29 protein-coding genes and 1 tRNA gene are annotated in these 22443 nt (G+C 61.8%); 29 read left to right on the top strand and 1 reads right to left on the bottom strand.

Annotation, left to right across the window (positions count from 1 at the left end):
- Positions 1-6 precede the first annotated feature (6 nt).
- The 22 genes from NCS02_RS12725 to tatC all read left to right on the top strand — a co-directional run bounded on the left by NCS02_RS12725 (position 7) and on the right by tatC (position 15746).
- Entirely contained in the window at positions 7-909 is a 903-nt protein-coding gene (locus tag NCS02_RS12725; protein WP_250519784.1) for an MlaA family lipoprotein, read from the top strand.
- 124 nt (positions 910-1033) lie between these two features.
- A complete protein-coding gene (locus NCS02_RS12720; RefSeq protein WP_008344118.1) occupies positions 1034-1663 on the top strand; it encodes an MlaC/ttg2D family ABC transporter substrate-binding protein in 630 nt (209 codons plus the stop codon).
- On the top strand, positions 1660-1947 hold the full coding sequence (locus tag NCS02_RS12715; RefSeq protein WP_081851876.1) for an STAS domain-containing protein: 288 nt from the start codon (positions 1660-1662) through the stop codon (positions 1945-1947). The genes NCS02_RS12720 and NCS02_RS12715 overlap by 4 nt, the downstream gene beginning before the upstream one ends.
- A 198-nt stretch (positions 1948-2145) precedes the next feature.
- Positions 2146-3072: an ABC transporter ATP-binding protein gene (locus NCS02_RS12710; protein WP_008344124.1), complete on the top strand. Its 927-nt coding sequence runs from the start codon at positions 2146-2148 to the stop codon at positions 3070-3072.
- Entirely contained in the window at positions 3069-3824 is a 756-nt protein-coding gene (locus NCS02_RS12705) for an ABC transporter permease (protein ID WP_008344126.1), read from the top strand. The genes NCS02_RS12710 and NCS02_RS12705 overlap by 4 nt, the downstream gene beginning before the upstream one ends.
- Positions 3825-3844: 20 nt before the next feature.
- Complete coding sequence (locus NCS02_RS12700) at positions 3845-4084, top strand: BolA family protein (protein WP_008344127.1); 240 nt, start codon at positions 3845-3847, stop codon at positions 4082-4084.
- A gap of 151 nt (positions 4085-4235) precedes the next feature.
- The gene (gene murA / locus NCS02_RS12695) at positions 4236-5507 is read left to right on the top strand and encodes a UDP-N-acetylglucosamine 1-carboxyvinyltransferase (RefSeq protein WP_008344128.1); all 1272 of its coding nucleotides are present in this window, start codon (positions 4236-4238) and stop codon (positions 5505-5507) included.
- Positions 5504-6196, top strand: a complete 693-nt coding sequence (gene hisG, locus NCS02_RS12690) for an ATP phosphoribosyltransferase (RefSeq protein WP_008344130.1) — start codon at positions 5504-5506, stop codon at positions 6194-6196. The genes murA and hisG overlap by 4 nt, the downstream gene beginning before the upstream one ends.
- A 46-nt stretch (positions 6197-6242) precedes the next feature.
- The gene (hisD, locus tag NCS02_RS12685) at positions 6243-7565 is read left to right on the top strand and encodes a histidinol dehydrogenase (protein WP_008344133.1); all 1323 of its coding nucleotides are present in this window, start codon (positions 6243-6245) and stop codon (positions 7563-7565) included.
- A 75-nt stretch (positions 7566-7640) separates the two neighbouring features.
- Positions 7641-8717 carry a histidinol-phosphate transaminase gene (gene hisC, locus NCS02_RS12680; RefSeq protein WP_244807662.1) on the top strand — a complete coding sequence of 359 codons (1077 nt, stop codon included), beginning with the start codon at positions 7641-7643 and terminating at the stop codon, positions 8715-8717.
- A 16-nt stretch (positions 8718-8733) separates the two neighbouring features.
- Complete coding sequence (hisB, locus tag NCS02_RS12675) at positions 8734-9321, top strand: imidazoleglycerol-phosphate dehydratase HisB (protein ID WP_244807661.1); 588 nt, start codon at positions 8734-8736, stop codon at positions 9319-9321.
- A 41-nt stretch (positions 9322-9362) separates the two neighbouring features.
- The gene (locus NCS02_RS12670; protein ID WP_008344137.1) at positions 9363-9983 is read left to right on the top strand and encodes a YchE family NAAT transporter; all 621 of its coding nucleotides are present in this window, start codon (positions 9363-9365) and stop codon (positions 9981-9983) included.
- Positions 9980-10621 (top strand): imidazole glycerol phosphate synthase subunit HisH, encoded by a 642-nt coding sequence (gene hisH / locus NCS02_RS12665; RefSeq protein ID WP_244807660.1) that lies wholly within the window; start codon positions 9980-9982, stop codon positions 10619-10621. The genes NCS02_RS12670 and hisH overlap by 4 nt, the downstream gene beginning before the upstream one ends.
- Positions 10622-10773: 152 nt before the next feature.
- Positions 10774-11526 carry a 1-(5-phosphoribosyl)-5-[(5-phosphoribosylamino)methylideneamino]imidazole-4-carboxamide isomerase gene (hisA, locus tag NCS02_RS12660; protein WP_008344140.1) on the top strand — a complete coding sequence of 251 codons (753 nt, stop codon included), beginning with the start codon at positions 10774-10776 and terminating at the stop codon, positions 11524-11526.
- 77 nt (positions 11527-11603) lie between these two features.
- Positions 11604-12377, top strand: coding sequence for an imidazole glycerol phosphate synthase subunit HisF (gene hisF / locus NCS02_RS12655; protein WP_008344141.1), 774 nt, complete (start codon positions 11604-11606; stop codon positions 12375-12377).
- A 16-nt stretch (positions 12378-12393) separates the two neighbouring features.
- Positions 12394-12786: a phosphoribosyl-AMP cyclohydrolase gene (gene hisI / locus NCS02_RS12650; RefSeq protein ID WP_174447750.1), complete on the top strand. Its 393-nt coding sequence runs from the start codon at positions 12394-12396 to the stop codon at positions 12784-12786.
- Positions 12783-13151 (top strand): phosphoribosyl-ATP diphosphatase, encoded by a 369-nt coding sequence (locus NCS02_RS12645; protein WP_008344143.1) that lies wholly within the window; start codon positions 12783-12785, stop codon positions 13149-13151. The genes hisI and NCS02_RS12645 overlap by 4 nt, the downstream gene beginning before the upstream one ends.
- Positions 13152-13183: 32 nt before the next feature.
- A complete protein-coding gene (locus NCS02_RS12640) occupies positions 13184-13576 on the top strand; it encodes a DUF4870 family protein (RefSeq protein WP_008344144.1) in 393 nt (130 codons plus the stop codon).
- Between the two features lie 30 nt (positions 13577-13606).
- Positions 13607-13969 (top strand): histidine triad nucleotide-binding protein, encoded by a 363-nt coding sequence (locus tag NCS02_RS12635; protein ID WP_008344145.1) that lies wholly within the window; start codon positions 13607-13609, stop codon positions 13967-13969.
- Positions 13970-14124: 155 nt separating this feature from the next.
- Positions 14125-14361, top strand: a complete 237-nt coding sequence (gene tatA / locus NCS02_RS12630) for a Sec-independent protein translocase subunit TatA (RefSeq protein WP_008344146.1) — start codon at positions 14125-14127, stop codon at positions 14359-14361.
- A 36-nt stretch (positions 14362-14397) separates the two neighbouring features.
- Entirely contained in the window at positions 14398-14925 is a 528-nt protein-coding gene (gene tatB, locus NCS02_RS12625; RefSeq protein WP_008344147.1) for a Sec-independent protein translocase protein TatB, read from the top strand.
- Between the two features lie 44 nt (positions 14926-14969).
- On the top strand, positions 14970-15746 hold the full coding sequence (gene tatC / locus NCS02_RS12620) for a twin-arginine translocase subunit TatC (RefSeq protein WP_008344148.1): 777 nt from the start codon (positions 14970-14972) through the stop codon (positions 15744-15746).
- 97 nt (positions 15747-15843) lie between these two features.
- Here tatC and NCS02_RS12615 read toward each other — a convergent pair whose 3' ends face one another.
- The gene (locus NCS02_RS12615) at positions 15844-17061 is read right to left on the bottom strand and encodes a S1C family serine protease (RefSeq protein WP_008344149.1); all 1218 of its coding nucleotides are present in this window, start codon (positions 17059-17061) and stop codon (positions 15844-15846) included.
- A gap of 20 nt (positions 17062-17081) precedes the next feature.
- Between NCS02_RS12615 and NCS02_RS12610 the strand changes: the two genes are divergently transcribed.
- The 7 genes from NCS02_RS12610 (at position 17082) to NCS02_RS12580 (ending at position 22173) form a co-directional block, all read left to right on the top strand.
- Positions 17082-17828: a Nif3-like dinuclear metal center hexameric protein gene (locus NCS02_RS12610; protein ID WP_250519783.1), complete on the top strand. Its 747-nt coding sequence runs from the start codon at positions 17082-17084 to the stop codon at positions 17826-17828.
- A 218-nt stretch (positions 17829-18046) separates the two neighbouring features.
- Positions 18047-18667, top strand: a complete 621-nt coding sequence (gene petA, locus NCS02_RS12605; RefSeq protein ID WP_008344151.1) for a ubiquinol-cytochrome c reductase iron-sulfur subunit — start codon at positions 18047-18049, stop codon at positions 18665-18667.
- Positions 18668-20050 carry a cytochrome b gene (locus tag NCS02_RS12600; RefSeq protein WP_250480705.1) on the top strand — a complete coding sequence of 461 codons (1383 nt, stop codon included), beginning with the start codon at positions 18668-18670 and terminating at the stop codon, positions 20048-20050. It begins immediately after the preceding gene.
- A gap of 23 nt (positions 20051-20073) precedes the next feature.
- Positions 20074-20829, top strand: coding sequence for a cytochrome c1 (locus NCS02_RS12595; protein WP_008344153.1), 756 nt, complete (start codon positions 20074-20076; stop codon positions 20827-20829).
- 93 nt (positions 20830-20922) lie between these two features.
- Entirely contained in the window at positions 20923-21534 is a 612-nt protein-coding gene (locus NCS02_RS12590; RefSeq protein WP_008344155.1) for a glutathione S-transferase N-terminal domain-containing protein, read from the top strand.
- 62 nt (positions 21535-21596) lie between these two features.
- Entirely contained in the window at positions 21597-22079 is a 483-nt protein-coding gene (locus NCS02_RS12585) for a ClpXP protease specificity-enhancing factor (protein ID WP_008344157.1), read from the top strand.
- Between the two features lie 18 nt (positions 22080-22097).
- Positions 22098-22173: transfer RNA gene (locus NCS02_RS12580), tRNA-Thr, on the top strand.
- The last annotated feature ends 270 nt before the right edge of the window (positions 22174-22443 follow it).

Below are 22443 nucleotides of genomic sequence, written 5' to 3'. Positions count from 1 at the left end.
AAGAACATGCAGGCGATTGGGTTGCGGCGCGCAATCATGGTGGCGGGCGTCGTTGCGCTCACCGGTTGCGCGACGGTGACGACGCCGACCAAAGGGGACCCATTCGAGAGCTATAACCGGACGATGTTCACGATCAACGACACTGTTGATCAGTACGCGGTGAAGCCGGTGGCGAAGGGTTACGTGTGGCTCGTACCGGAGCCGGTGCGCAACAGCGTGACCAACTTCTTCTCGAATATCGGCGACGTGTACATCGCCGCGAACAATCTGGCGCAACTGAAAATTGCGGACGGCGTGTCGGACATCATGCGCGTCGCGATCAACACGCTGTTCGGCGTCGGCGGCCTGTTCGACGTCGCGACCATCGCGCGGCTGCCGAAGCATTCCGGCGATTTCGGGCTGACGCTCGGCCACTATGGCGTGCCGTCCGGTCCGTACGTGGTGCTGCCGCTGCTCGGGCCGAGCACGGTGCGAGATTCCGCCGGACTCGTGGTCGACTATTTCGGCAATCCGCTCACCTACGTGAGCCCGGATTCGGTGAGCTGGGCGCTCTATGGCGTGAACCTCGTCAACGTGCGCGCGAATCTTCTGGGCGCGACTGACGTGCTCGCCGATGCCGCGCTCGACAAGTATTCGTTCGTCCGAAACGCATACTTGCAGCGTCGTCAGTATCTGATTTCGGGCGGCGACGGCAGCATGCCGGACTACGGCGAAGCGCCGCTGCCGAATTACGGCGATGAAGGCACGGAAGGCGCATCGGCGACGGCGGCGCCTGCCGCGGCCGCATCGGCGGCTTCGGGTACGGCGGCGGCACCCGCACCGGCGAGTGGTAGCGCCAACACCGTGCCGGGCAACCAGTATGTTCCGCCGCGCGCGCCGCCGGGTTTCCCTTCATTCCGCTTGCGTTGAGCGGCCTGTCGCTAACGCGCGGTAACATATCTAACGATATTTCTTACGCTTTGGATGCCGCGTCGCCTGAACTCGAATCGGGCGGCGCGCTCAAACCGGAGCATCTACTTTTGCAGGGTCCGTGATGAAAAAATTCTTGCTTCTCCCCATCTTCGCGATGTTCGTCGCGTTTTGTGGCACAGCGTCGGCGCAAAGCGTCGATACGAGCTCGCCCGACACGATGATCAAGACGGTCACGCAACAAGTCCTCGACGAAATCAAGTCGGACTCGAAGATCCGCTCGGGCGACATCAACAAGATCACCGAGCTCGTCAATCAAAAGATCCTGCCGTACACGGATTTCACGCGCACGACGCGTCTCGTGATGGGCCGCAACTGGAATTCGGCGACGCCCGAACAGCAGAAGCAGATCGTCGAGCAGTTCAAGATGCTCCTGATCCGCACGTATTCCGGCGCGCTCGCGCAAGTGCGCGACCAGACGGTTCAATACAAGCCGTTCCGCGCCAATCCGGACGACACCGACGTCGTTGTCCGCTCGGTCGTGATGAACAACGGCTCGCCGGTCGAGCTCGACTATCGCCTGTACAAGACGGCGCAAGGCTGGCGCGTGTACGACATCAACGTGCTCGGCGCGTGGCTGATCCAGGCGTATCAGCAGCAATTCAACGAGCAGATTTCGCGCAATGGCGTGAGCGGCTTGCTGCAGTTCCTGACGCAGCGTAACGAGCAACTCGCGAGCGGCAAGGCATCGTGAGCACGCCAGCCACAGGCGGCCGTTTTCAGACGGCCGCGACGCTGACCCACGAGAGCGCGAAGGCCGCGCTCGAAGCGGGTCTGTCGCGCATCGCTGCGGGCGCGACCGAAGTCGATTGCGCGCCGCTCACGCAGTTCGATTCTTCCGCGCTCGCCGTGCTGCTCGCATGGCAGCGCGCAGCCACCGCGCGCGGCGCCGCGCTCGGCGTCGTCAATCTTCCTTCCGGGCTCGTCAGTCTTGCGCGAGCCTATGGCGTCGATACGCTCCTCTCGTTCCGACATTGATCCTGTTCTGACTCCGCGCAGAAGCGGCGGCCCTGCGTCGCCGCAATCAGGATCGCTCCGAAGTCGGCTCCAACGGCTTTGCCCTATAATCAAACGTTTTTTTCGCAGCCGCTCCCGGCCCTTTTTGTCTGAGGAAGGGAACGTCAGGCGAAAGTCCGCACAATCGAGGCGCGGCCGCACGAGGCGCGCGCACTGTCCATGTCAGCCATAGAAATCCGAAACGTCAGGAAGCGCTACAAGGATCTCCAGGCGCTCAAAGGCGTGAGCCTCACGGTGGAAGAGGGCGAGTTCTTCGGCTTGCTCGGCCCCAACGGTGCGGGCAAAACCACGTTGATCAGCATTCTGGCCGGTCTGGCGCGCGCCGATAGCGGCACGATCTCCGTGCGTGGCCACGATGTCGTCAGCGACTTCCGGGCCGCGCGCCGTGCGCTCGGCGTCGTGCCGCAGGAACTGGTGTTCGATCCGTTCTTCACCGTGCGCGAGTCGTTGCGCATCCAGTCGGGCTATTTCGGCTTGCGCAACAACGACGACTGGATCGACGAGGTCATGGCCAATCTCGATCTCACCGAGAAAGCCGACGTCAACACGCGCGCCCTCTCCGGCGGGATGAAGCGCCGCGTGCTCGTGGCGCAGGCGCTCGTGCATCGGCCGCCGGTGATCGTGCTCGACGAGCCCACCGCCGGCGTCGATGTCGAACTGCGTCAGACACTCTGGAAATTCATCTCGCGCCTGAATCGCGAGGGCCACACGATCGTCCTGACGACGCACTATCTCGAAGAAGCCGAGTCGCTGTGTCATCGGCTCGCGATGCTTCGTCGCGGCGAAGTCGTCGCCCTCGAACGCACGAGCACGCTGCTGCAGCGCTTTTCAGGCATGCAACTGTATCTGCGTCTGTCGAACGGCGCGTTGCCGGCGGACTTGCGCGCGCTCGAAGTCGATCCGCACGCGGTGATGGGCGCGCAACATCTGCTGCGTCTCGCGAGCTATGACGACGTCGAGCCGATTCTCGCGAAATGCCGCGCGGCCGGCTGCACGTTCGATGAAATCGAAGTGCGCAAGGCGGATCTGGAAGACGTGTTCGTGCAGGTGATGAACGAGCCGGAAGTGGTCGAGGGACTTTCATGAGCGGCTTCCAGACGTTGTTCTACAAGGAGCTGCTGCGCTTCTGGAAGGTTTCGTTTCAGACGGTCCTCGCGCCGATCGTGACGGCGCTTCTGTACCTGACGATCTTCGGTCATGCGCTTTCCGGCCGCGTCGAGGTGTATCCCGGCGTCGGTTATACGAGTTTTCTCGTGCCCGGCCTCGTGATGATGAGCGTGCTGCAGAACGCGTTCGCGAACAGTTCGTCGTCGCTGATCCAGTCGAAGATCACCGGCAATCTGGTGTTCGTGCTGCTGCCGCCGATCGCGCATTGGGAGATGTTCTTTGCGTATGTGCTGGCGTCGGTCGTGCGCGGCCTGTGCGTCGGCTTCGGCGTGTTCGTCGTGACGATATGGTTCATCCCGATGTCGTTTTCCGCGCCGCTCTACATCATTGCGTTCGCGATCCTCGGTTCGGGCATTCTCGGCACGCTGGGTCTGATCGCGGGCATCTGGGCCGACAAGTTCGACCAGCTGGCCGCTTTCCAGAACTTCCTCATCATGCCGCTCACGTTTCTTTCAGGCGTGTTCTACTCGACACATACGCTGCCGCCCGTGTGGCGCGCGGTGTCGCATCTGAACCCGTTTTTCTACATGATCGACGGCTTTCGCTATGGCTTCTTCGGCCTGTCCGACGTGAATCCGTTGATGAGCCTCGGCATCGTCGGCGGATTTTTGGCCGTGCTGGCGTTGATCGCCGTGCGACTGCTCGCGAGCGGCTACAAGCTGCGTCACTAATTCTCAAGGAGACTTCCACCATGTTGCCGACTCCGGAGCAGGTGAAGGATTACATCGCCAAAGGCCTCGCTTGCCAGCATTTGGAAGTGGAGGGCGATGGCCAGCATTTTTTCGCGACCATCGTGAGCGACGCGTTCGTCGGCAAGCGGCTGATCGCGCGTCATCAACTGGTTTATGCGGCGCTCGGCGAGCGCATGAAACAGGAGATTCATGCACTCAGCATGAAGACCCTGACCCCCGACGAGTGGAAATCGGCCTGAGTCCACCCGGCGAAGCCAAATCAGGTCATACGACTCAACACACGTAACACCGGCATCACCGGAAAGACAAAGGCAGTAAAGAGTGCGATTCATTCAAGACAACGGCGGCGCTGAAAAGGGCACCGCAGGCAGCTCGGTCGAAGGACAAGCCATGGATAAACTGGTCATCACGGGAGGCGCGAAGCTCTCCGGCGAAATCACCGTTTCGGGTGCGAAGAACGCGGCGCTGCCGATTCTTTGCGCAAGCCTTCTCACCGCCGACGACGTCCATCTGTCGAACGTGCCGAATCTTCAGGACGTTCGCACGATGGTCAAGCTGTTGCGCCAGATGGGCGTACAGTCCGAAGTGTCCGGCGACGGGCGCGTGAACCTCAACGCGTCGAAGGTCGACAAGCTCGTCGCGCCGTACGAAATGGTCAAGACGATGCGCGCGTCGATTCTCGTGCTCGGTCCGCTCGTCGCGCGCTTCGGCGAAGCGAAGGTGTCGCTGCCCGGCGGCTGCGCGATCGGCGCGCGTCCGGTCGATCAGCACATCAAGGGCCTGCAGGCGATGGGCGCCGAGATCAACATCGAGCACGGCTTCATCGAAGCGCGCGCGAAGCGTCTGAAGGGCGCGCGCATCATCACCGACATGATCACCGTCACCGGCACCGAGAACCTGCTGATGGCGGCGGTGCTGGCCGATGGCGAGACGGTCATCGAGAACGCCGCGCGCGAACCGGAAGTGAGCGACCTCGCGCATCTGCTCGTGAAGATGGGCGCGAAGATCGACGGCATCGGCACCGACCGTCTCGTGATTCAGGGCGTCGACAAGCTGCACGGCGCGAAGCACGACGTCGTGCCGGACCGCATTGAAGCGGGCACGTTCCTGTGCGCGGTCGCGGCCGCGGGCGGCGACGTCACGCTGCGTCGCGTGAGCTCGCATCTGCTCGACGCCGTGACGGCGAAGCTGCGCGAAGCCGGCGTGACGATCGAGGAAGGCGACGACTGGATGCGCGTGCGTATGGGCAAGCGCGCCGAAGCGGTGAATATCCGCACGTCCGAATACCCGGCGTTCCCGACCGACATGCAGGCGCAGTTCATGGCGCTCAACACGATCGCGAAGGGCACGTCGCAAGTCGTCGAGACGATCTTCGAGAACCGCTTCATGCACGTTCAGGAGCTGAATCGTCTGGGCGCGAGCATCACCATCGACGGCAACACGGCGCTCATCGCCGGCGTCGAGAAGCTGTCCGGCGCGAAGGTCATGGCGACCGATCTGCGCGCGTCGGCGAGTCTCGTGATCGCGGCGATGTGCGCGGACGGCGAAACGCTGATCGACCGCATCTACCATCTGGATCGCGGCTACGACCGCATGGAATCGAAGCTGACGGCGGTCGGCGCGAACGTGCGCCGCATCAAGGGCAGCGGGAGCGAGCAATGAGTTCGCTGCCGCAGACGTCGTCGTCGGTGCAGCCGAGCGCGCCCCTCACGCTCGCGTTGTCGAAAGGGCGTATCTTCGAGGAGACGCTGCCGCTGCTCGCCGCCGCGGGCGTGCAGGTGGCCGAAGATCCGGAAAGCTCGCGCAAACTGATCCTTCCGACGACGAATCCGAATCTGCGCGTGATCATCGTGCGCGCGACCGATGTGCCGACTTACGTCGAGTACGGCGCGGCCGATTTCGGCGTCGCGGGTAAGGACGTGCTGATCGAGCACGGCGGCAGCGGCCTGTATCAGCCGGTCGATCTCGATATCGCGCGCTGCCGTATGTCGGTGGCCGTGAAGAACGGGTTCGACTATGCGAGCGCGGTGCGCCAGGGCGCGCGTCTGAAGGTCGCGACGAAGTACACGGAGACCGCGCGTCAGCATTTCGCGGCGAAGGGCGTGCACGTCGATCTGATCAAGCTGTACGGATCGATGGAACTCGCGCCGCTCGTCGGCCTGGCCGATGCGATCGTCGATCTGGTCAGCTCGGGCGGCACGCTGCGGGCGAACAATCTCGTCGAAGTCGAAGAGATCATGCAGATTTCCTCGCGCCTCGTCGTGAATCAGGCGGCGCTGAAGCTGAAGCGCGCGGCGCTCAAGCCGTTCCTCGACGCGTTCGAGCGCGCGACGGTCAGCAAGGGAAATTAGGCGGGCCGCACGACGCGGCGCGCCAACAGCAAAACGGAAAACCAGCATGTCTATCAAGATTCGCAAACTCGATTCCAGCGCCGACGGTTTCCAGAAGGCGCTGCGTGCGGTCCTCGCGTTCGAAGCGAGCGAGGATGAGGCGATCGAGCGCTCGGTCGCGCAGATTCTCGCGGACGTGAAGGCGCGCGGCGACGAAGCCGTGCTCGAATACACCAACAAGTTCGATCGTCTGAAGGCGGACAGCGTCGCGGCGCTCGAACTGCCGCTCTCGGAGATGGAAGCCGCGCTCGAAGGGCTCGAACCGAAGCGCCGCGCGGCGCTCGAAGCGGCGGCGGCGCGCGTGCGCGGCTATCACGAGAAGCAGCGCATCGAATGCGGCAGCCATAGCTGGCACTACACCGAAGCCGACGGCACCGTGCTCGGCCAGAAGGTCACGCCGCTCGATCGCGCGGGCATCTATGTGCCGGGCGGCAAGGCGGCGTATCCGTCGTCCGTGCTGATGAACGCGATTCCGGCGCGCGTGGCGGGCGTGAAGGAAATCGTGATGGTCGTGCCGACGCCCGATGGCGTGAAGAATCCGCTGGTGCTCGCGGCGGCGCTGCTCGGCGGCGTGGATCGCGTGTTCACGATCGGCGGCGCGCAAGCGGTGGCCGCGCTCGCGTACGGCACGCAAAGCGTGCCTGCCGTCGACAAGATTTGCGGTCCGGGTAACGCGTATGTCGCGTCGGCGAAGCGGCGCGTGTTCGGCACGGTCGGCATCGACATGATCGCGGGGCCGTCCGAAATTCTCGTGATCTGCGACGCCACCACCGATCCGCGCTGGGTCGCGATGGACCTCTTCTCGCAGGCCGAGCACGACGAACTCGCGCAATCCATTCTGCTGTGCCCGGACGACGACTTCATCCAGCGCGTGGAAGACGCGATCGTCGAGCTGCTGCCGGCGATGCCGCGTCGCGACGTCATCCAGCGCTCGCTCGAAGATCGCGGCGCGCTCATCAAGGTGAAGGACATGGCCGAGGCGTGCGCGATCGCCAACGATATCGCGCCGGAGCATCTTGAGATTTCCGCGCTCGATCCGCATCAGTGGGCCGCGCAAATTCACAACGCAGGCGCGATGTTCCTCGGCCGCTACACGAGCGAAAGCCTCGGCGATTACTGCGCGGGCCCGAACCACGTATTGCCGACGTCGCGCACCGCGCGCTTCTCGTCGCCGCTCGGCGTCTACGACTTCATGAAGCGTTCGAGCGTGATCGAAGTGAGCGCGGACGGCGCGCAGACGCTCGGCGAAATCGCGGCGGAACTGGCGTACGGCGAAGGCCTGCAGGCGCACGCGAAGAGCGCCGAATACCGGATGAAAAAAGTCGGCTGAAGCGAAAACCGGCCCGAATGAACGAGGCGGCCTGAGAGCCGCCACCCGAACCGGCGAGAGAGACGCCGGGAAAACATGACGACATCACAAGACATCATCCGACCCGACGTCCTCGCGATGACGAGCTATCCCGTGCCCGATGCCACGGGCCTCATCAAGCTCGACGCGATGGAAAATCCCTACACGCTGCCCGCCGACCTCGCCAAAGCATTGGGCGAGCATCTCGCGGGCGTCGCGCTGAACCGTTATCCCGCGCCGCGTCCGGCGGAATTGCTCGCCAAGATCAAGCGCACGATGAACGTGCCCGACGCCTGCGACGTGCTGCTCGGCAACGGTTCGGACGAGCTCATCAGCATGATGTCGGTCGCGTGCTCGAAGCCGGGCGCGAAGGTCGTCGCGCCGGTGCCGGGCTTCGTGATGTACGAAATGTCGGCGAAATTCGCGCATCTCGAGTTCATCGGTGTGCCGCTGAAGGCCGACTTCACGCTCGACGCCGACGCGCTCGTCGCCGCCATCGATGAGCACGCGCCGGCGCTCGTCTATCTGGCGTATCCGAACAACCCGACCGGCACGCTCTACGACGACGCCGACATCGAACGCGTGATCGCCGCGTCGAAGATGAGTCTCGTCGTGATCGACGAGGCGTATCAGCCGTTCGCCGAAAAAAGCTGGATGCCGCGCGCGGCGGAGTTCGACAACGTCGTCGTGATGCGGACTGTCTCGAAGCTCGGGCTCGCGGGCATCCGTCTCGGCTACATGGCCGGCCGGCCCTCGTGGATCACGCAGTTCGACAAAGTGCGCCCGCCGTACAACATCAACGTGCTGACGCAGGCCACGGCCGATTTCCTGCTCGATCACCTCGACGTGCTCGACGCTCAAGCGGCCGAACTGCGCGCGCAACGCACGAAACTCGCACGCGAAGTGGCGGCGCTGCCCGGCATGACGGTATTCCCGAGCGCGGGCAATTTCCTGCTCGTGCGCGTTCCGGACGCCGCCGTTGCTTTCGAAACCCTTCTGACTTCGCGGGTTTTGGTAAAAAACGTGGGTAAAATGCACCCATTGCTGGCTAACTGCGTGCGTTTGACGGTCGGCTCTGCCGAAGAAAACGCGCAAATGGTCGCCGCGCTCAAGAAGCTCCCCACTCTCGATTAAGTCTCAAGGAATCACCATGCGTATTGCGGAAGTCGTTCGCAACACCAGCGAAACGCAGATCCGTGTGAAGCTCGATCTGGACGGCACCGGCAAGCAGAAGCTCGCCACCGGCGTCCCGTTCCTCGATCACATGCTCGACCAGATTGCCCGTCACGGGCTCATCGATCTCGACATCGAAGCGCATGGCGACCTCCATATCGACGATCACCATACGGTAGAAGACACCGGCATCACGCTCGGAATGGCCATCGCGAAGGCCATCGGCGACCGCAAGGGCATTCGCCGTTACGGGCATTCGTACGTACCGCTCGACGAAGCGCTGTCGCGCGTCGTCGTCGATTTTTCGGGGCGTCCGGGGCTCGAGTTCCATGTGCCGTTCACGCGCGCGCGCATCGGCACGTTCGACGTCGATCTGACCATCGAATTCTTCCGCGGATTCGTGAATCACGCCGGCGTGACGCTGCATATCGACAACCTGCGCGGCATCAACGCGCATCATCAGGTCGAAACCGTGTTCAAGGCGTTCGGCCGCGCGCTGCGCATGGCGTGCGAAGTCGACGAGCGCGCGGCGGGGCAGATTCCGTCGACCAAAGGCAGTCTCTAAGCCGACTGACCGGTTCGGCGCGTTGCTGCGCCGGAAAAAAGATGGATTTGTTCAAGTCGTTTATCTCATTGCTCGCGCTGATCAACCCGATCGGCGCGATACCGTTTTTTCTCAGCCTGACCTCGCAGCAATCCGATCTCGAAAGACGCAACACGATTCGCGTCGCTTCGATTTCAGTCTTCTGCGTGATCGCGGTGACGGCGCTGCTCGGCCAGCAGATCATCGCGTTCTTCGGGATTTCGGTCGGGTCGTTCGAAGTGGGCGGCGGCATCATCATGCTGCTCATGGCGATCAGCATGTTGAACGCGCAGGTCGGCAATGCGCGTTCGACGCCGGAAGAACGCATGGAAGCCGAGGAGCGCAATAGCATCGCGGTCGTGCCGCTCGCGATTCCGCTGCTCACCGGTCCCGGCTCGATCAGCACGGTGATCGTCTATGCTGCGAATGCGCAACACTGGTACGACCGCTTCGGGCTCGTCGTGCTGGGCGCGATCATCGCGGGGCTGTGCTTCGGCGCGCTGAATCTCGCCGAGCCCATCGCGCGCGTCGTCGGGCGCACGGGAATCAACATCGGCACGCGTCTCATGGGTTTGATGTTGTCCGCATTGGCGGTGGAGTTCATCGTCGACGGGTTGAAGGCCTTGATGCCATCTTTGAAATGAATACTTCGATTGCGATTGTTGATTACGGAATGGGCAACCTGCGCTCGGTCTACCAGGCGCTGAAGAAGGCTGCACCCGAAGCGAACGTGGCGATCGTCGATCAGCCGCAAGGCATTCACGCGGCGGATCGCGTCGTGCTGCCGGGCCAGGGCGCGATGCGCGACTGCATGGGGCATCTCGCCGAATCCGGTTTGCAGGCTGCGGTGATGCAGGCGGCGCGCGAAAAGCCGATGCTCGGCGTGTGCGTCGGCGAGCAGATGCTTTTCGACTGGAGCGAGGAAGGCGACACGAAGGGCCTCGGTCTTCTGCCCGGCAAGGTCGTGCGCTTCCAGCTCGACGGTCTGCTGCAGGACGACGGCTCGCGCTTCAAGGTGCCGCAAATGGGCTGGAATCGCGTGCGTCAGACACAGGCGCATCCGGTCTGGGACGGCGTCGCGGACGGCGCGTTCTTCTACTTCGTCCACAGCTACTACGTGGTGCCGGACAATCCGGCTCACACATCCGGCGAAACCGTGTACGGCAGCGCGTTCACGTCGGCGGTGGCGCGCGACAATATCTTCGCGACCCAATTCCACCCCGAAAAGAGCGCGGACGCAGGATTGCGTCTCTATCGCAATTTCGTGCACTGGAACCCGTGAAATACCGTGCCCGCTAGCGTTTTCGCCTATTACTACGGGCGCATGACCGTTGCAAGACTTGTACTACACTAGCGAGACGGCCCGCGGCACAGGCACGAAAGACCGCACGCGCGCCGTTTTGATCAACTTCACCCAGAAAATACGCGATACCTATGCTGCTCATTCCGGCCATCGATCTTAAGGACGGTCAGTGCGTGCGCCTCAAGCAGGGCGATATGGACCAGGCGACCATTTTTTCAGAGGATCCGGCGGCCATGGCCCGACATTGGGTCGATCGCGGCGCACGGCGATTGCATCTGGTCGATCTGAACGGCGCGTTCGCCGGCAAGCCCAGAAACGGCGACGCGATCCGCGCGATCCTCGATGAAGTCGGCAGCGAGATTCCCGTGCAGTTGGGCGGCGGCATCCGCGATCTGGAAACCATCGAGCGCTATCTGGACGACGGCCTGTCGTACATCATCATCGGCACGGCGGCGGTGAAGAATCCGGGCTTCCTGCAGGACGCGTGCAGCGCGTTCGGGGGACACATCATCGTCGGGCTGGACGCGAAGGACGGCAAGGTCGCGACGGACGGCTGGAGCAAGCTCACCGGTCACGAGGTCGTCGATCTCGGCCGCAAGTTCGAAGACTACGGCTGCGAATCTATCATCTACACGGACATCGGCCGTGACGGCATGCTTCAGGGCCTCAACCTCGAAGCAACCGTGCGTCTCGCGCGGGCGGTGAAGATTCCAGTGATCGCGAGCGGCGGGCTGTCGAGCATCGCGGACATCGAATCGCTCTGCGAAGTCGAGGACGAGGGCATCGAAGGCGTGATCTGCGGCCGCGCGATCTACTCCGGCGATCTCGATTTCAAGGCCGCCCAGACCCGCGCCGACGCGCTGCGCGAGGCCGACGGCGCCTGATACGCCCGAGCGCGAGCACATCTGAGCAGCACTCCGGGCGGCCGCGGCGCCGCCCTTACTCCGTAAGTGGCAAGAACATGGCTCTCGCAAAACGCATCATTCCCTGTCTCGACGTGACCGCCGGCCGCGTCGTGAAGGGCGTCAATTTCGTCGAGCTGCGCGACGCGGGCGATCCCGTCGAAATCGCGCGGCGTTACGACGATCAGGGCGCCGACGAACTCACGTTCCTCGATATCACCGCGACTTCCGATCAACGCGATCTCATTCTGCCGATCATCGAATCGGTGGCGTCGCAGGTGTTCATTCCGCTGACGGTCGGCGGCGGCGTGCGCGCGGTCGAAGACGTGCGGCGTCTGCTCAACGCGGGCGCGGACAAGATCAGCATGAATTCGTCGGCGGTCGCGAATCCGCAACTCGTGCGCGACGCGTCGGACAAGCACGGCTCGCAGTGCATCGTCGTCGCGATCGATGCGAAACGCGTGTCGGCCGAAGGCGAAACGCCGCGCTGGGAAGTCTTCACGCACGGCGGCCGCAAGGCGACGGGCATCGACGCGATCGAATGGGCGCGCAAGATGGCCGAATTCGGCGCGGGCGAAATCCTGCTCACCAGCATGGATCGTGACGGCACCAAAGCCGGCTTCGATCTCGCGTTGACGCGCGCCGTGTCGGACGCGGTGCCGGTGCCGGTGATCGCGTCGGGCGGCGTCGGATCGTTGCAGCATCTGGCGGATGGCATCGTCGAAGGTCACGCGGACGCGGTGCTTGCCGCGAGCATCTTCCACTACGGCGAGCACACCGTCGGCGAAGCGAAGCGCTTCATGGCCGATCACGGCATTTCGGTGAGGACTTGAAACCGTGAGCGATCAGATGATCTGGCTCGACAAAGTCAAGTGGGACGCGAACGGCCTCGTGCCGGTGATCGCGCAGGAAGCATCGACCAACGACGTGCTCATGTTCGCGTGGATGAATCGCGAGGCGCTCGCAAAGACCATCGAACTGAAGCGCGCGGTGTATTTCTCGCGCTCGCGGCAGCGCCTGTGGTTCAAGGGAGAAGAGTCGGGCCACGTTCAGCACGTTCACGACGTGCGCCTCGATTGCGACGAAGACGTCGTGCTGCTCAAGGTCGAGCAGGTTTCGGGCATCGCGTGCCACACCGGCCGCCATTCCTGTTTTTTCCAGAAATTCGAAGGCACGGCGGAGAACGGCGAGTGGGTCGCCGTCGAGCCGGTCCTGAAAGACCCAGAAAGCATCTACAAATGACGCAAGCCAATACGCTGGACACGCTGCTGCGCCTCGCCTCGGTCATCGACAGTCGCAAGGGCGGCGATCCGGAACAATCTTACGTTTCCCGACTCTTTCACAAGGGCGACGATGCGGTCCTGAAGAAGATCGGCGAGGAAGCGACGGAAGTCGTGCTTGCCGCGAAGGACGCCCGTCATGGCGGCGCGCCGAAGGCGCTCGTCGGCGAAGTCGCCGATCTGTGGTTTCATTGTCTCGTCATGCTGTCCCATTTCGATCTGAGCCCCGCCGACGTGGTCGCGGAACTGGAACGTCGCGAAGGTCTGTCGGGAATCGAGGAAAAGGCGCTGCGCAAGTCGCGCGAGCGTGAGCAGAACGGCGGCTGACGAGCGTCTGGCATCAGCGAAGGAGGGCACGAATGAACCGGCAATATGAACCCTATCCGCCGCCCGTCGTTCAGAACGCGAACGATCCCGAACGCCTGCGCAACATGCGCACGTTCACGCATGTTCTGTACGGCTTGTACGCCGTCTATTGGCTGACCGGCGGTCTCACGGGACTGGTCGCGATCATCCTCAACTACATCAAGCGCGGCGATGCGGCGGGCACGCCGTACGAAGATCACTTCACCTGGCAGATCCGCACCTTCTGGTGGGCGGTGCTGGGCCACGTGATCGGTTTCGCGACGATCTGGATCGGCATCGGCTTTCTGATTCTCGGTGCGGTCAGCATCTGGACGCTTTATCGCATCATCAAAGGCTGGCTGTTTCTCTACGAGAACAAGCCGATCGAACCGCGCGCGTGGTTTTGATCACATCCGTCAACGAAATCCGGCAACTCAATGAGTCAAGACAACTGCATTTTCTGCAAGATCGCTTCCGGGCAACTGCCGAGCACGAAGGTCTATGAGGACGATGAGTTCGTCGCCTTCAACGACATCAATCCTGCCGCGCCGGTGCACGTGCTGGTCATTCCGCGCAAACATATTGAAACACTTTCCCACTGCACAGAAAGTGACAGTCCGCTACTTGGTAGAATGGTGAGTCTCGTCGGACGGTTGGCGAAAGATCTGGGTGTCTCCTACACGGGAGGCGACACCGGCTTTCGAACGGTAATCAATACCGGTCCGGGCGGCGGGCAAGAGGTGTATCACATCCACGCGCATTTGCTGGCCGGCGAGCGCCCGTGGCGCCGAATGGGGTAATGCTGCAATCTTTGTTTGCATTCTCCTTTCCAATGAAATATTGGGCGAGCAAAATCGATAGTTGAGCCGAGGCGACGTGCCTCGGCCGGGGCCGCCAGGCCGATCTTCCGTCATCGGTACCCAAATCGGGGCGGAATCACGGAGAGTTTTCATTCATGGGTTCGTTAAGCATTTGGCATTGGTTGATCGTTCTGCTGATCGTAGCGCTCGTGTTCGGCACGAAGAAGCTGCGCAATATCGGCGGCGATCTGGGCGGCGCGGTGAAGGGCTTCAAGGAAGGCATGCGCGAGGGCGACACGCCGGCGAATTCGGCCGATCAGCGCGAACTGCCGCGTAACGGCGCCGTGGACGTCGAGGCGAAAGACAAGTCGCGCTCGGGCGACTATCGCTGATCCGTCTGCCGACGGTAACTCTCCACTTTTCGTTCAATGCTCGATCTCGGTCTGACCAAAATGGCGGTCATCGGCGTCGTGGCGCTGGTGGTCCTCGGGCCGGAGCGCCTGCCCGGCGTCGCACGTACGGCGGGGGCGCTCTTCGGGCGCGCGCAGCGCTATATCAACGACGTCAAATCGGAAGTCGCGCGCGAGATGGAACTCGATGAGCTGAAGAAAATGCGGACCGAGTTCGAAAACGCGGCGTCGAATGTCGAATCGACGATTCACGACACGCTGAAGCGCCACGAATCCGAGCTGAACGATGCCTGGAAAGACGGCACGTCGGTCGCGCCGAGCATCGCTGGCGGCGCTGATTCAGCGGACAGCGCCGCGTCGGACAAGCCCTGGGCCGCTACGTCTTCATCGACGTCGACCCGGCGCAAGAACTGGCGCGTGAAGCAGGCGGCGATTCCCAACTGGTACAAGCGCACGACCTCGCGTCGCACGCGGGTTCAATCGGGCGCGGCGCGCGTCGCTCGCCACACGCCCGCCACCCTGCGCCGGCAGACGAAGTTCTTCTGAGCGTGCCGCGATTCCTTCATCGATGATTTCTACCGAGGGCCGGCGTGAGCGACCCGCAACACACTAAAGAAGAGCCCGTCGAAGAGACGTTCATTTCGCACCTGGTCGAATTGCGCGACCGCATCATCCGCGCGGGCGCATCGGTCATCGTCGTGTTCATCGCGCTTGTGTATTGGGCGCCGGACATCTTCAAGCTGCTGGCGCGTCCGCTGATGCAGAACCTGCCCGCGGACGGCAAGATGATCGTCACGGACGTCACCGGCTCGTTCTTCGTGCCGATGAAAGTCACGATGCTCGTCGCCTTCGTGATCGCGCTGCCCTTCGTGCTGTATCAGGTCTGGGCGTTCGTCGCGCCGGGTTTGTATCAGCATGAGAAGAAGCTCGTCGGGCCGCTCGTTTTCAGCAGCTATACGCTTTTTTTGTGCGGCATGGCGTTCGCGTACTTCGTCGTGTTCCCGACCATCTTCCGCGTGATGGCGCACTACAACGCGCCGCTCGGCGCGGAGATGACCACGGATATCGACAATTACCTGAGCTTCGTGCTGACGATGTTCATCGCGTTCGGCGTGACGTTCGAGGTGCCGATCGTCGTCGTGCTGCTTGCGCGCATGGGCGTCGTGTCGATTCAGAAGCTCAAGCAGATTCGTCCTTACGTGATCGTCGGCGCGTTCATCATTTCCGCGGTCGTCACGCCGCCCGACGTTTTCTCGCAACTCATTCTCGCGATTCCGCTCGTCATTCTTTATGAAGCGGGGATCATCGCGGCGCGGCTCGTCGTCGGCAAGGAACAGGTCAAGAACGAGGAGCCGGCGGCGGAGTAAAGTGCGGCGTATTGTCGCGCCAGAGCGAGTGTTCGAGATAAGAAAAAGGCAGCTTCGAGCCATCGAAGCTGCCTTTTCGTTTTACGGACGTCGCGTTTTACTCGTCGCCCTGATCGCCTTGATCGTCATCCGGCATTTGCGGTGCGCGCGGCGGCGCGGGGCGCTTGCCGATCATCACGTTGAGATCCAGTTCCTTGTTCTTGCGCATCAGATGGACCTTCACCGACGTGCCCGGCTTGATCTGCGCGACGACGTTGAGCAGGCGCGTCGTGTCGGTGATCGTGTCGTCGTTGATCGACACGAGGATATCGCCCGGCTTGATGCCCGCCTTGTCCGCCGGGCCGCCCTGCAGCACGCCCGCGACAATCGCGCCGGACTTCTGATCCAGCCCGAACGATTCGGCGATCTCCGGCGTCACGTCCTGCGGTTCGACGCCGATCCAGCCGCGCGTCACGCTGCCCGTCGTGATGATGCTTTCCAGCACGCTGCGCGCGGTCGACACGGGAATCGCGAAGCCGATGCCGAGCGAGCCGCCGCTGCGCGAATAGATCGCCGTGTTGATGCCCAGCAGGTTGCCGTTCACGTCGACCAGCGCACCGCCCGAATTGCCGGGGTTGATGGCGGCGTCGGTCTGGATGAAGTTCTCGAACGTGTTGATGCCGAGGTGATTGCGCCCGAGCGCGCTGACGATGCCCATCGTGACCGTCTGGCCGACGCCGAACGGATTGCCGATCGCGAGCACGACATCGCCGACGCGCGTCTGATCCATTCGCCCGAGCGTGATGGTCGGCAGGTTGGTCATGTTGATCTTCAGCACGGCGAGGTCGGTTTCCGGATCGACGCCGATCACTTTCGCGCTGGACGTGCGACCATCGGCGAGCGCGACTTCGATTTGATCCGCCCCGTCGACGACATGCTGGTTCGTTAGAATGTAACCTTCCGAGCTGACGATGACACCGGAGCCGAGATTCGACGCGGGCGGCTCGTCGCTCTTGCGCTTGTTCTTGTCGCCGAAGAAGTAGCGGAACAGCGGGTCTTTCGCGCGCGGGTCGGGCGGCAGATTGCCGTCCTTGCTGGAGAACACGTTCACGACGGCCGGCATCGCCTTTTGCGCGCCTTCCGAAAAGGACGACTGAACGGGGCGCGAGCCGATGCTCGGCGCCACTTCCTGCAACGCGACGATCGGCTCGGCAAGCTGCTTGCCGAATTGACCCTGACGTTGAAGCCACTGCGGCTTCAAGGTCGCGATGATGAACATCAGGGCCAAAAGCACGGTGACCGCTTGGGCAAAAAATAGCCAGAAGCGTCTAAGCATTTGAAGGGATAGAGGAATTCATGGATCGGATCGAACTCGAATTGTATCTGAACAATCTGCTGGAAATCGGCCGCTTCAAGGACTATTGCCCGAACGGTCTGCAGGTTGAAGGCGCGCGCCGCGTGCAGAAGATCGCAACCGGCGTGACCGCCTCGCAAGCCTTTCTCGAAGCCGCGCTGGAGTGGGGCGCGGACACGGTGCTCGTGCATCACGGCTACTTCTGGCGCAATGAGGCGCCGCAGATCACCGGGCGCAAGCATCGAAGATTGCGCACGCTGATTGCCAACGACATCAATCTCTTCGCCTATCATCTTCCGCTCGACTCGCATCCGGAACTCGGCAACAACGCGCAGATCGGCGCACGCCTCGGACTGATCGCGGACGCGCGCTTCGCGAATCAGGATCTCGGCTGGATCGCGACGCTCGGCATGCCGCTCCCGCTCGAGCACTTCAGCGCGATGGTCGAGAACGCGCTCGGCAGGAAGCCGCTCGTGTTCGGCGACATAGACAAGGAATTGCGCCGCGTGGCGTGGTGCACGGGCGGCGCACAAGGTTACTTCGAAGAGGCCATCGCGGCGGGCGCGGACGTGTATCTGAGCGGCGAAGTCTCGGAGCAAACCATGCATATCGCGGCGGAATCGGGCGTGGCGTACATCGCGGCCGGGCATCACGCGACGGAGCGCTATGGCGTGCAGGCCGTGGGCGCGCATCTGTCCGAGCAATTCGATATCGAGCATCTTTTTATCGATATCGATAATCCGGTTTAATGACCGATTAAGCTGTGGGCGCGATTATCTGCGCTTGCGGTTGCCTTAAATGAACGCTTCACGATGTTGCGCGAAAAACGTGGGGAAAACCCTGAAGCATCAATCACTTCGAGTGATTTTTGCTAGTCAGCCCTTGTAAATGCCAACTCCATTCGCGCACACTAACGGCGGAACAACTGATGTGACGGTATAAATCCAACTCAGAAGTGGGGCGTGTGATGCGAGACAAGGATGAAAAACGCGTCGACGGCGGCCGCCGTACCTGGCTGATTGCGACGACCGCAGCAGGTGGTTTCGGAGCAGTGGCAACCGTAGTTCCCTTTGTAGGTTCGTTTGCTCCATCGGAGAAGGCCAAGGCGGCGGGCGCGCCTGTCGAGGTCGATATCAGCGGACTGAAGCCGGGCGACATGATGACCGTCGCCTGGCGCGGCAAGCCGGTGTGGATCGTGAATCGCACCGACGAAATGCTGGCCGACGTCAAGAAGGCCGACAACGAAGTAGCCGACCCGAAGTCGAAGATGGAATTCTCGATGCCGTTGCCCGAGTACTGCAACAACGAGTATCGTTCGCGCGCGGATCACAAGAACATTTTCGTGGCGGTTGCCGTGTGCACGCATCTGGGCTGCACGCCGACGCCGCGTTTCACCGAGGGTCCCCAACCCAATCTCCCCGATAACTGGCCGGGCGGCTTCCTTTGCCCGTGCCACGGCTCGACCTATGACATGGCCGGCCGCGTCTTCAAGAACAAGCCCGCGCCGCAGAATCTGGACATTCCACCGTTCATGTTCACTTCCGCGACGCAACTCGTGATCGGCAAGGACGAAAAGGGAGAGGCGTAAATGGCGACCGCAGACAAGGAAGTAGAGACAACGGGCCTGACCGGTTGGATCGATCGCCGGTTTCCGCTGACCTCGACCTGGAAGAAACACGTATCCGAGTATTACGCGCCGAAGAACTTCAACTTCTGGTACTTCTTCGGCTCGCTGGCGTTGCTGGTGCTGGTGAATCAGATCGTCACCGGTATTTTCCTCACGATGAACTACAAGCCCGATGCGACGCTCGCGTTCGCCTCGGTCGAGTACATCATGCGCGAGGTGCCGTGGGGCTGGCTCATTCGCTACATGCATTCGACGGGCGCGTCGATGTTCTTCGTCGTCGTGTATCTGCACATGTTCCGCGGGCTGATGTACGGGTCGTATCGCAAGCCGCGCGAACTCGTGTGGATCTTCGGTTGCGCGATCTTCCTGTGCCTCATGGCCGAAGCGTTCTTCGGCTATCTGCTGCCGTGGGGGCAGATGTCGTTCTGGGGCGCGCAGGTGATCGTCAACCTGTTCTCGGCGATTCCGTTCATCGGTCCGGATCTGTCGCTGTGGATTCGCGGCGATTACGTCGTCTCCGATGTCACGCTGAACCGCTTCTTCGCGTTCCATGTCATCGCGATTCCGCTCGTGCTGATCGGACTCGTGGTCGCGCACCTCGTCGCGCTGCACGAAGTCGGCTCGAACAATCCGGACGGCGTCGAGATCAAGGCGAAGAAGGACGCGAACGGCATTCCGCTCGACGGCATTCCGTTTCATCCGTACTACTCGGTGCACGACTTCATGGGCGTGTGCGTGTTCCTGCTGATCTTCGCGGCGATCATCTTTTTCGCGCCGGAAATGGGCGGCTATTTCCTCGAAGCCAACAACTTCGTGCCGGCCAATCCGTTGCAGACGCCGCCGGAAATCGCGCCGGTGTGGTACTTCACCGCGTTCTACGCGATGCTTCGCGCGACGACCGATCCGTTCAAGATCGTGCTGATGATCGTGATCGCGCTGCTCGGCGTGCTCGCGCTCGTCAAGGCGCGCGGGAAATGGAAGCTCGGCCTGCCGGTGCTCGCCGTGGTGGTGCTGGTTTTCATGGCGATGACGGAATCGAAGTTCTGGGGCGTCGTCGTGATGGGCACGGCGGTCGTGTCGCTGTTCTTCCTGCCCTGGCTGGACCGCAGTCCGGTGAAGTCGATTCGCTATCGGCCGCTCTTTCACAAGGTCTTCTACGCGATATTCGTGTTCGCGTTCCTGATGCTCGGCTTCCTGGGCACGCGACCGCCATCGCCGGCCGCGACGCTGATCGCGCAGATCTGCGCGCTGATCTACTTCGCGTTCTTCCTCGGCATGCCTTTCTGGACGCCGCGCGGCAAATTCAAGACGCCGCCTGAGCGAGTGCACTACAAACCTCACTGAGCGCACGTCCGGAGACGAATACGATGAAAAAATGGCTCTCTACAATAGCGATGATCGGTGCGGCGATGCTCTCGTTCTGCGCACCGCCGGCGTTCGCGCAGGAAGAAGCGGTGCTCGATCGGGCGCCCGACAGTTCGGACAATCTCGCGTCCTTGCAGCACGGCGCACAAGTTTTTGTAAACTACTGCCTGAATTGCCACAGCGCGACGTTGATGCGGTACAACCGGCTGACCGATATCGGCATCAGCGAGAAGCAGATTCGAGAGAATCTGCTCTTTACTACGGACAAGGTCGGCAACACGATGTCGATCGCGATGCGCCCGGAAGATGCGAAAGCGTGGTTCGGTGCGTCGCCGCCGGATCTGTCCGTCGAAGCGCGGGCGCGCGGCAGGGACTGGCTCTACACGTACCTGCGGAGTTTCTATCACGATCCGACGCGGCCGACCGGCTGGAATAATCGCGTCTACGAAAACGTCGGCATGCCGCACGTGCTTTGGACGCTCCAAGGCGTCCGGGACGCGAAATTCGAGACCGATACGGACGAAAAGACGGGCGAAAAGGTACGAAGATTCGTCGGTTACACTCAGGTTACACCTGGTGCCATGTCGTCCGTGGATTATGATTCAACTGTGGCCGATCTCGTTTCGTACATGTCGTGGATGGCGGAACCCGCGCAGCAGACGCGCAAGCGGCTCGGCGTCTGGGTTTTGCTGTTCCTGGCGTTCTTGAGCTTCCTCGCGTGGCGCCTGAACGCGGCATACTGGAAAGATATCAAATAGCGCGCCTTCGAAGGCGTGGGTCGGCGCGACGGCGTTTTCCGCGAGGAAACGCCGCGGCCGGCCCTTCGAGTTTACTGAAGGAACTTTAAAAACATGATGGTTCTGTATTCCGGCACTACTTGCCCCTTCTCCCAGCGCTGCCGGCTGGTGTTGTTCGAAAAGGGCATGGATTTCGAGATTCGCGACGTTGACCTGTTCAACAAGCCGGAAGACATCGCGGTGATGAACCCTTACGGACAGGTCCCGATCCTCGTCGAGCGCGACCTGATCCTGTACGAGTCGAATATCATTAACGAATATATCGACGAGCGTTTCCCGCATCCGCAACTCATGCCGGCCGATCCGGTGCAGCGCGCCCGCGCACGCCTGTTCCTGCTGAACTTCGAAAAGGAACTGTTCGTTCACGTCGGCACGCTGGAAAACGAAAAGGGCAAGGCCGCCGAGAAGAATCACGAGAAGGCGCGCAGCGCGATCCGCGATCGCCTCACGCAGCTCGCCCCGATCTTCCTGAAGAACAAGTACATGCTGGGAGAGGAGTTCTCGATGCTCGACGTCGCGATTGCGCCGCTGCTGTGGCGTCTGGATCACTACGGCATCGAACTGTCGAAGAACGCAGCACCGTTGATGAAGTACGCCGAGCGGATTTTCAGCCGTCCGGCCTATATTGAAGCGCTGACGCCTTCCGAAAAGGTGATGCGTCGATAGTTTGAGTGCGTTGGGACGCGGCGGCGCGCGTTGCGCGGCCGCATTCCGACAGAGGAAAGTTGATGCAAGAGATTTCCACCAAGCCGTATTTGTTGCGCGCACTGTACGAATGGTGCACGGACAATGGTTTTACGCCTCACATCGCCGTTCGGGTCGATGCGGCTACGCGCGTGCCGCGCCAGTTCGTCCGCAACGACGAGATCGTGTTGAACATCAGTTTCGAGGCGACGAGCCAGTTGCAGATGGGCAACGAGTGGATCGAGTTCAGCGCGCGTTTCTCCGGCAAGTCACACAAGATCGAAGTGCAGGTCGCGAACGTGCTCGCTATCTACGCACGCGAGAACGGACAGGGGATGGCGTTCCCGGTCGAGCAGTCGCATTCCGGCTCGGATTTGACGAGCGCTCCCGTGGGCGCGCGATCGGCCGAGCGCGATACGCGGCAGATCGAGGAACCCGCAGACACCGCGCCGAAAGAGGATGCGCAAACTGCAGCGGATGACGATTCGAAATCGCCTGCGAGGTCTCACCTCAAAGTCGTTAAATGAAGTAGAATTCCGTGCTTCGCCGGCTTAGCTCATCTGGTAGAGCAGTTGATTTGTAATCATCAGGTGGCGGGTTCGAGTCCTGCAGCCGGCACCAAGACTTATGTCGACGGGTCGTGCGATGTCCGCACGACCCGTTTGCTTTGAGTCGGTAAGACGAGTAGGTCGAATCGATAAGAAACGTTTCAAAAACTTGTTGACACGAACCGAAACGTTCTTCATAATCTCGTTTCTCTGCTGCTGATGCAGCGACGCAAGACAGAAGTTGAAGTAAGGCTTGTCTTGCGATGTGCTCTTTAAAAACTAACAGCCGATAAGTGTGGGCGCTTGATGGCGAGTGCGGCTGGTTCTTCGGAATCGGCGATAG

It is taken from the genome of Caballeronia sp. NCF2 (assembly GCF_023631205.1).
Lineage (GTDB): Bacteria > Pseudomonadota > Gammaproteobacteria > Burkholderiales > Burkholderiaceae > Caballeronia > Caballeronia zhejiangensis.
This window is presented reverse-complemented; position numbering and strand designations above follow the sequence as displayed.

Coding starts and splice junctions, on each gene's coding strand:
- murA (WP_008344128.1), top strand. CDS start 4,236: ATGGATAAACTGGTCATCACGGGAGGCGCGAAGCTCTCCGGCGAAATC.
- hisA (WP_008344140.1), top strand. CDS start 10,774: ATGCTGCTCATTCCGGCCATCGATCTTAAGGACGGTCAGTGCGTGCGC.
- tatA (WP_008344146.1), top strand. CDS start 14,125: ATGGGTTCGTTAAGCATTTGGCATTGGTTGATCGTTCTGCTGATCGTA.
- NCS02_RS12585 (WP_008344157.1), top strand. CDS start 21,597: ATGCAAGAGATTTCCACCAAGCCGTATTTGTTGCGCGCACTGTACGAA.
- NCS02_RS12640 (WP_008344144.1), top strand. CDS start 13,184: ATGAACCGGCAATATGAACCCTATCCGCCGCCCGTCGTTCAGAACGCG.
- NCS02_RS12705 (WP_008344126.1), top strand. CDS start 3,069: ATGAGCGGCTTCCAGACGTTGTTCTACAAGGAGCTGCTGCGCTTCTGG.
- NCS02_RS12720 (WP_008344118.1), top strand. CDS start 1,034: ATGAAAAAATTCTTGCTTCTCCCCATCTTCGCGATGTTCGTCGCGTTT.
- NCS02_RS12700 (WP_008344127.1), top strand. CDS start 3,845: ATGTTGCCGACTCCGGAGCAGGTGAAGGATTACATCGCCAAAGGCCTC.
- NCS02_RS12710 (WP_008344124.1), top strand. CDS start 2,146: ATGTCAGCCATAGAAATCCGAAACGTCAGGAAGCGCTACAAGGATCTC.
- hisF (WP_008344141.1), top strand. CDS start 11,604: ATGGCTCTCGCAAAACGCATCATTCCCTGTCTCGACGTGACCGCCGGC.
- NCS02_RS12595 (WP_008344153.1), top strand. CDS start 20,074: ATGAAAAAATGGCTCTCTACAATAGCGATGATCGGTGCGGCGATGCTC.
- NCS02_RS12645 (WP_008344143.1), top strand. CDS start 12,783: ATGACGCAAGCCAATACGCTGGACACGCTGCTGCGCCTCGCCTCGGTC.
- hisG (WP_008344130.1), top strand. CDS start 5,504: ATGAGTTCGCTGCCGCAGACGTCGTCGTCGGTGCAGCCGAGCGCGCCC.
- hisD (WP_008344133.1), top strand. CDS start 6,243: ATGTCTATCAAGATTCGCAAACTCGATTCCAGCGCCGACGGTTTCCAG.
- tatB (WP_008344147.1), top strand. CDS start 14,398: ATGCTCGATCTCGGTCTGACCAAAATGGCGGTCATCGGCGTCGTGGCG.
- hisI (WP_174447750.1), top strand. CDS start 12,394: ATGATCTGGCTCGACAAAGTCAAGTGGGACGCGAACGGCCTCGTGCCG.
- hisH (WP_244807660.1), top strand. CDS start 9,980: ATGAATACTTCGATTGCGATTGTTGATTACGGAATGGGCAACCTGCGC.
- hisC (WP_244807662.1), top strand. CDS start 7,641: ATGACGACATCACAAGACATCATCCGACCCGACGTCCTCGCGATGACG.
- NCS02_RS12610 (WP_250519783.1), top strand. CDS start 17,082: ATGGATCGGATCGAACTCGAATTGTATCTGAACAATCTGCTGGAAATC.
- NCS02_RS12635 (WP_008344145.1), top strand. CDS start 13,607: ATGAGTCAAGACAACTGCATTTTCTGCAAGATCGCTTCCGGGCAACTG.
- NCS02_RS12590 (WP_008344155.1), top strand. CDS start 20,923: ATGATGGTTCTGTATTCCGGCACTACTTGCCCCTTCTCCCAGCGCTGC.
- NCS02_RS12725 (WP_250519784.1), top strand. CDS start 7: ATGCAGGCGATTGGGTTGCGGCGCGCAATCATGGTGGCGGGCGTCGTT.
- hisB (WP_244807661.1), top strand. CDS start 8,734: ATGCGTATTGCGGAAGTCGTTCGCAACACCAGCGAAACGCAGATCCGT.
- NCS02_RS12670 (WP_008344137.1), top strand. CDS start 9,363: ATGGATTTGTTCAAGTCGTTTATCTCATTGCTCGCGCTGATCAACCCG.
- petA (WP_008344151.1), top strand. CDS start 18,047: ATGCGAGACAAGGATGAAAAACGCGTCGACGGCGGCCGCCGTACCTGG.
- NCS02_RS12615 (WP_008344149.1), bottom strand. CDS start 17,061: ATGCTTAGACGCTTCTGGCTATTTTTTGCCCAAGCGGTCACCGTGCTT.
- NCS02_RS12600 (WP_250480705.1), top strand. CDS start 18,668: ATGGCGACCGCAGACAAGGAAGTAGAGACAACGGGCCTGACCGGTTGG.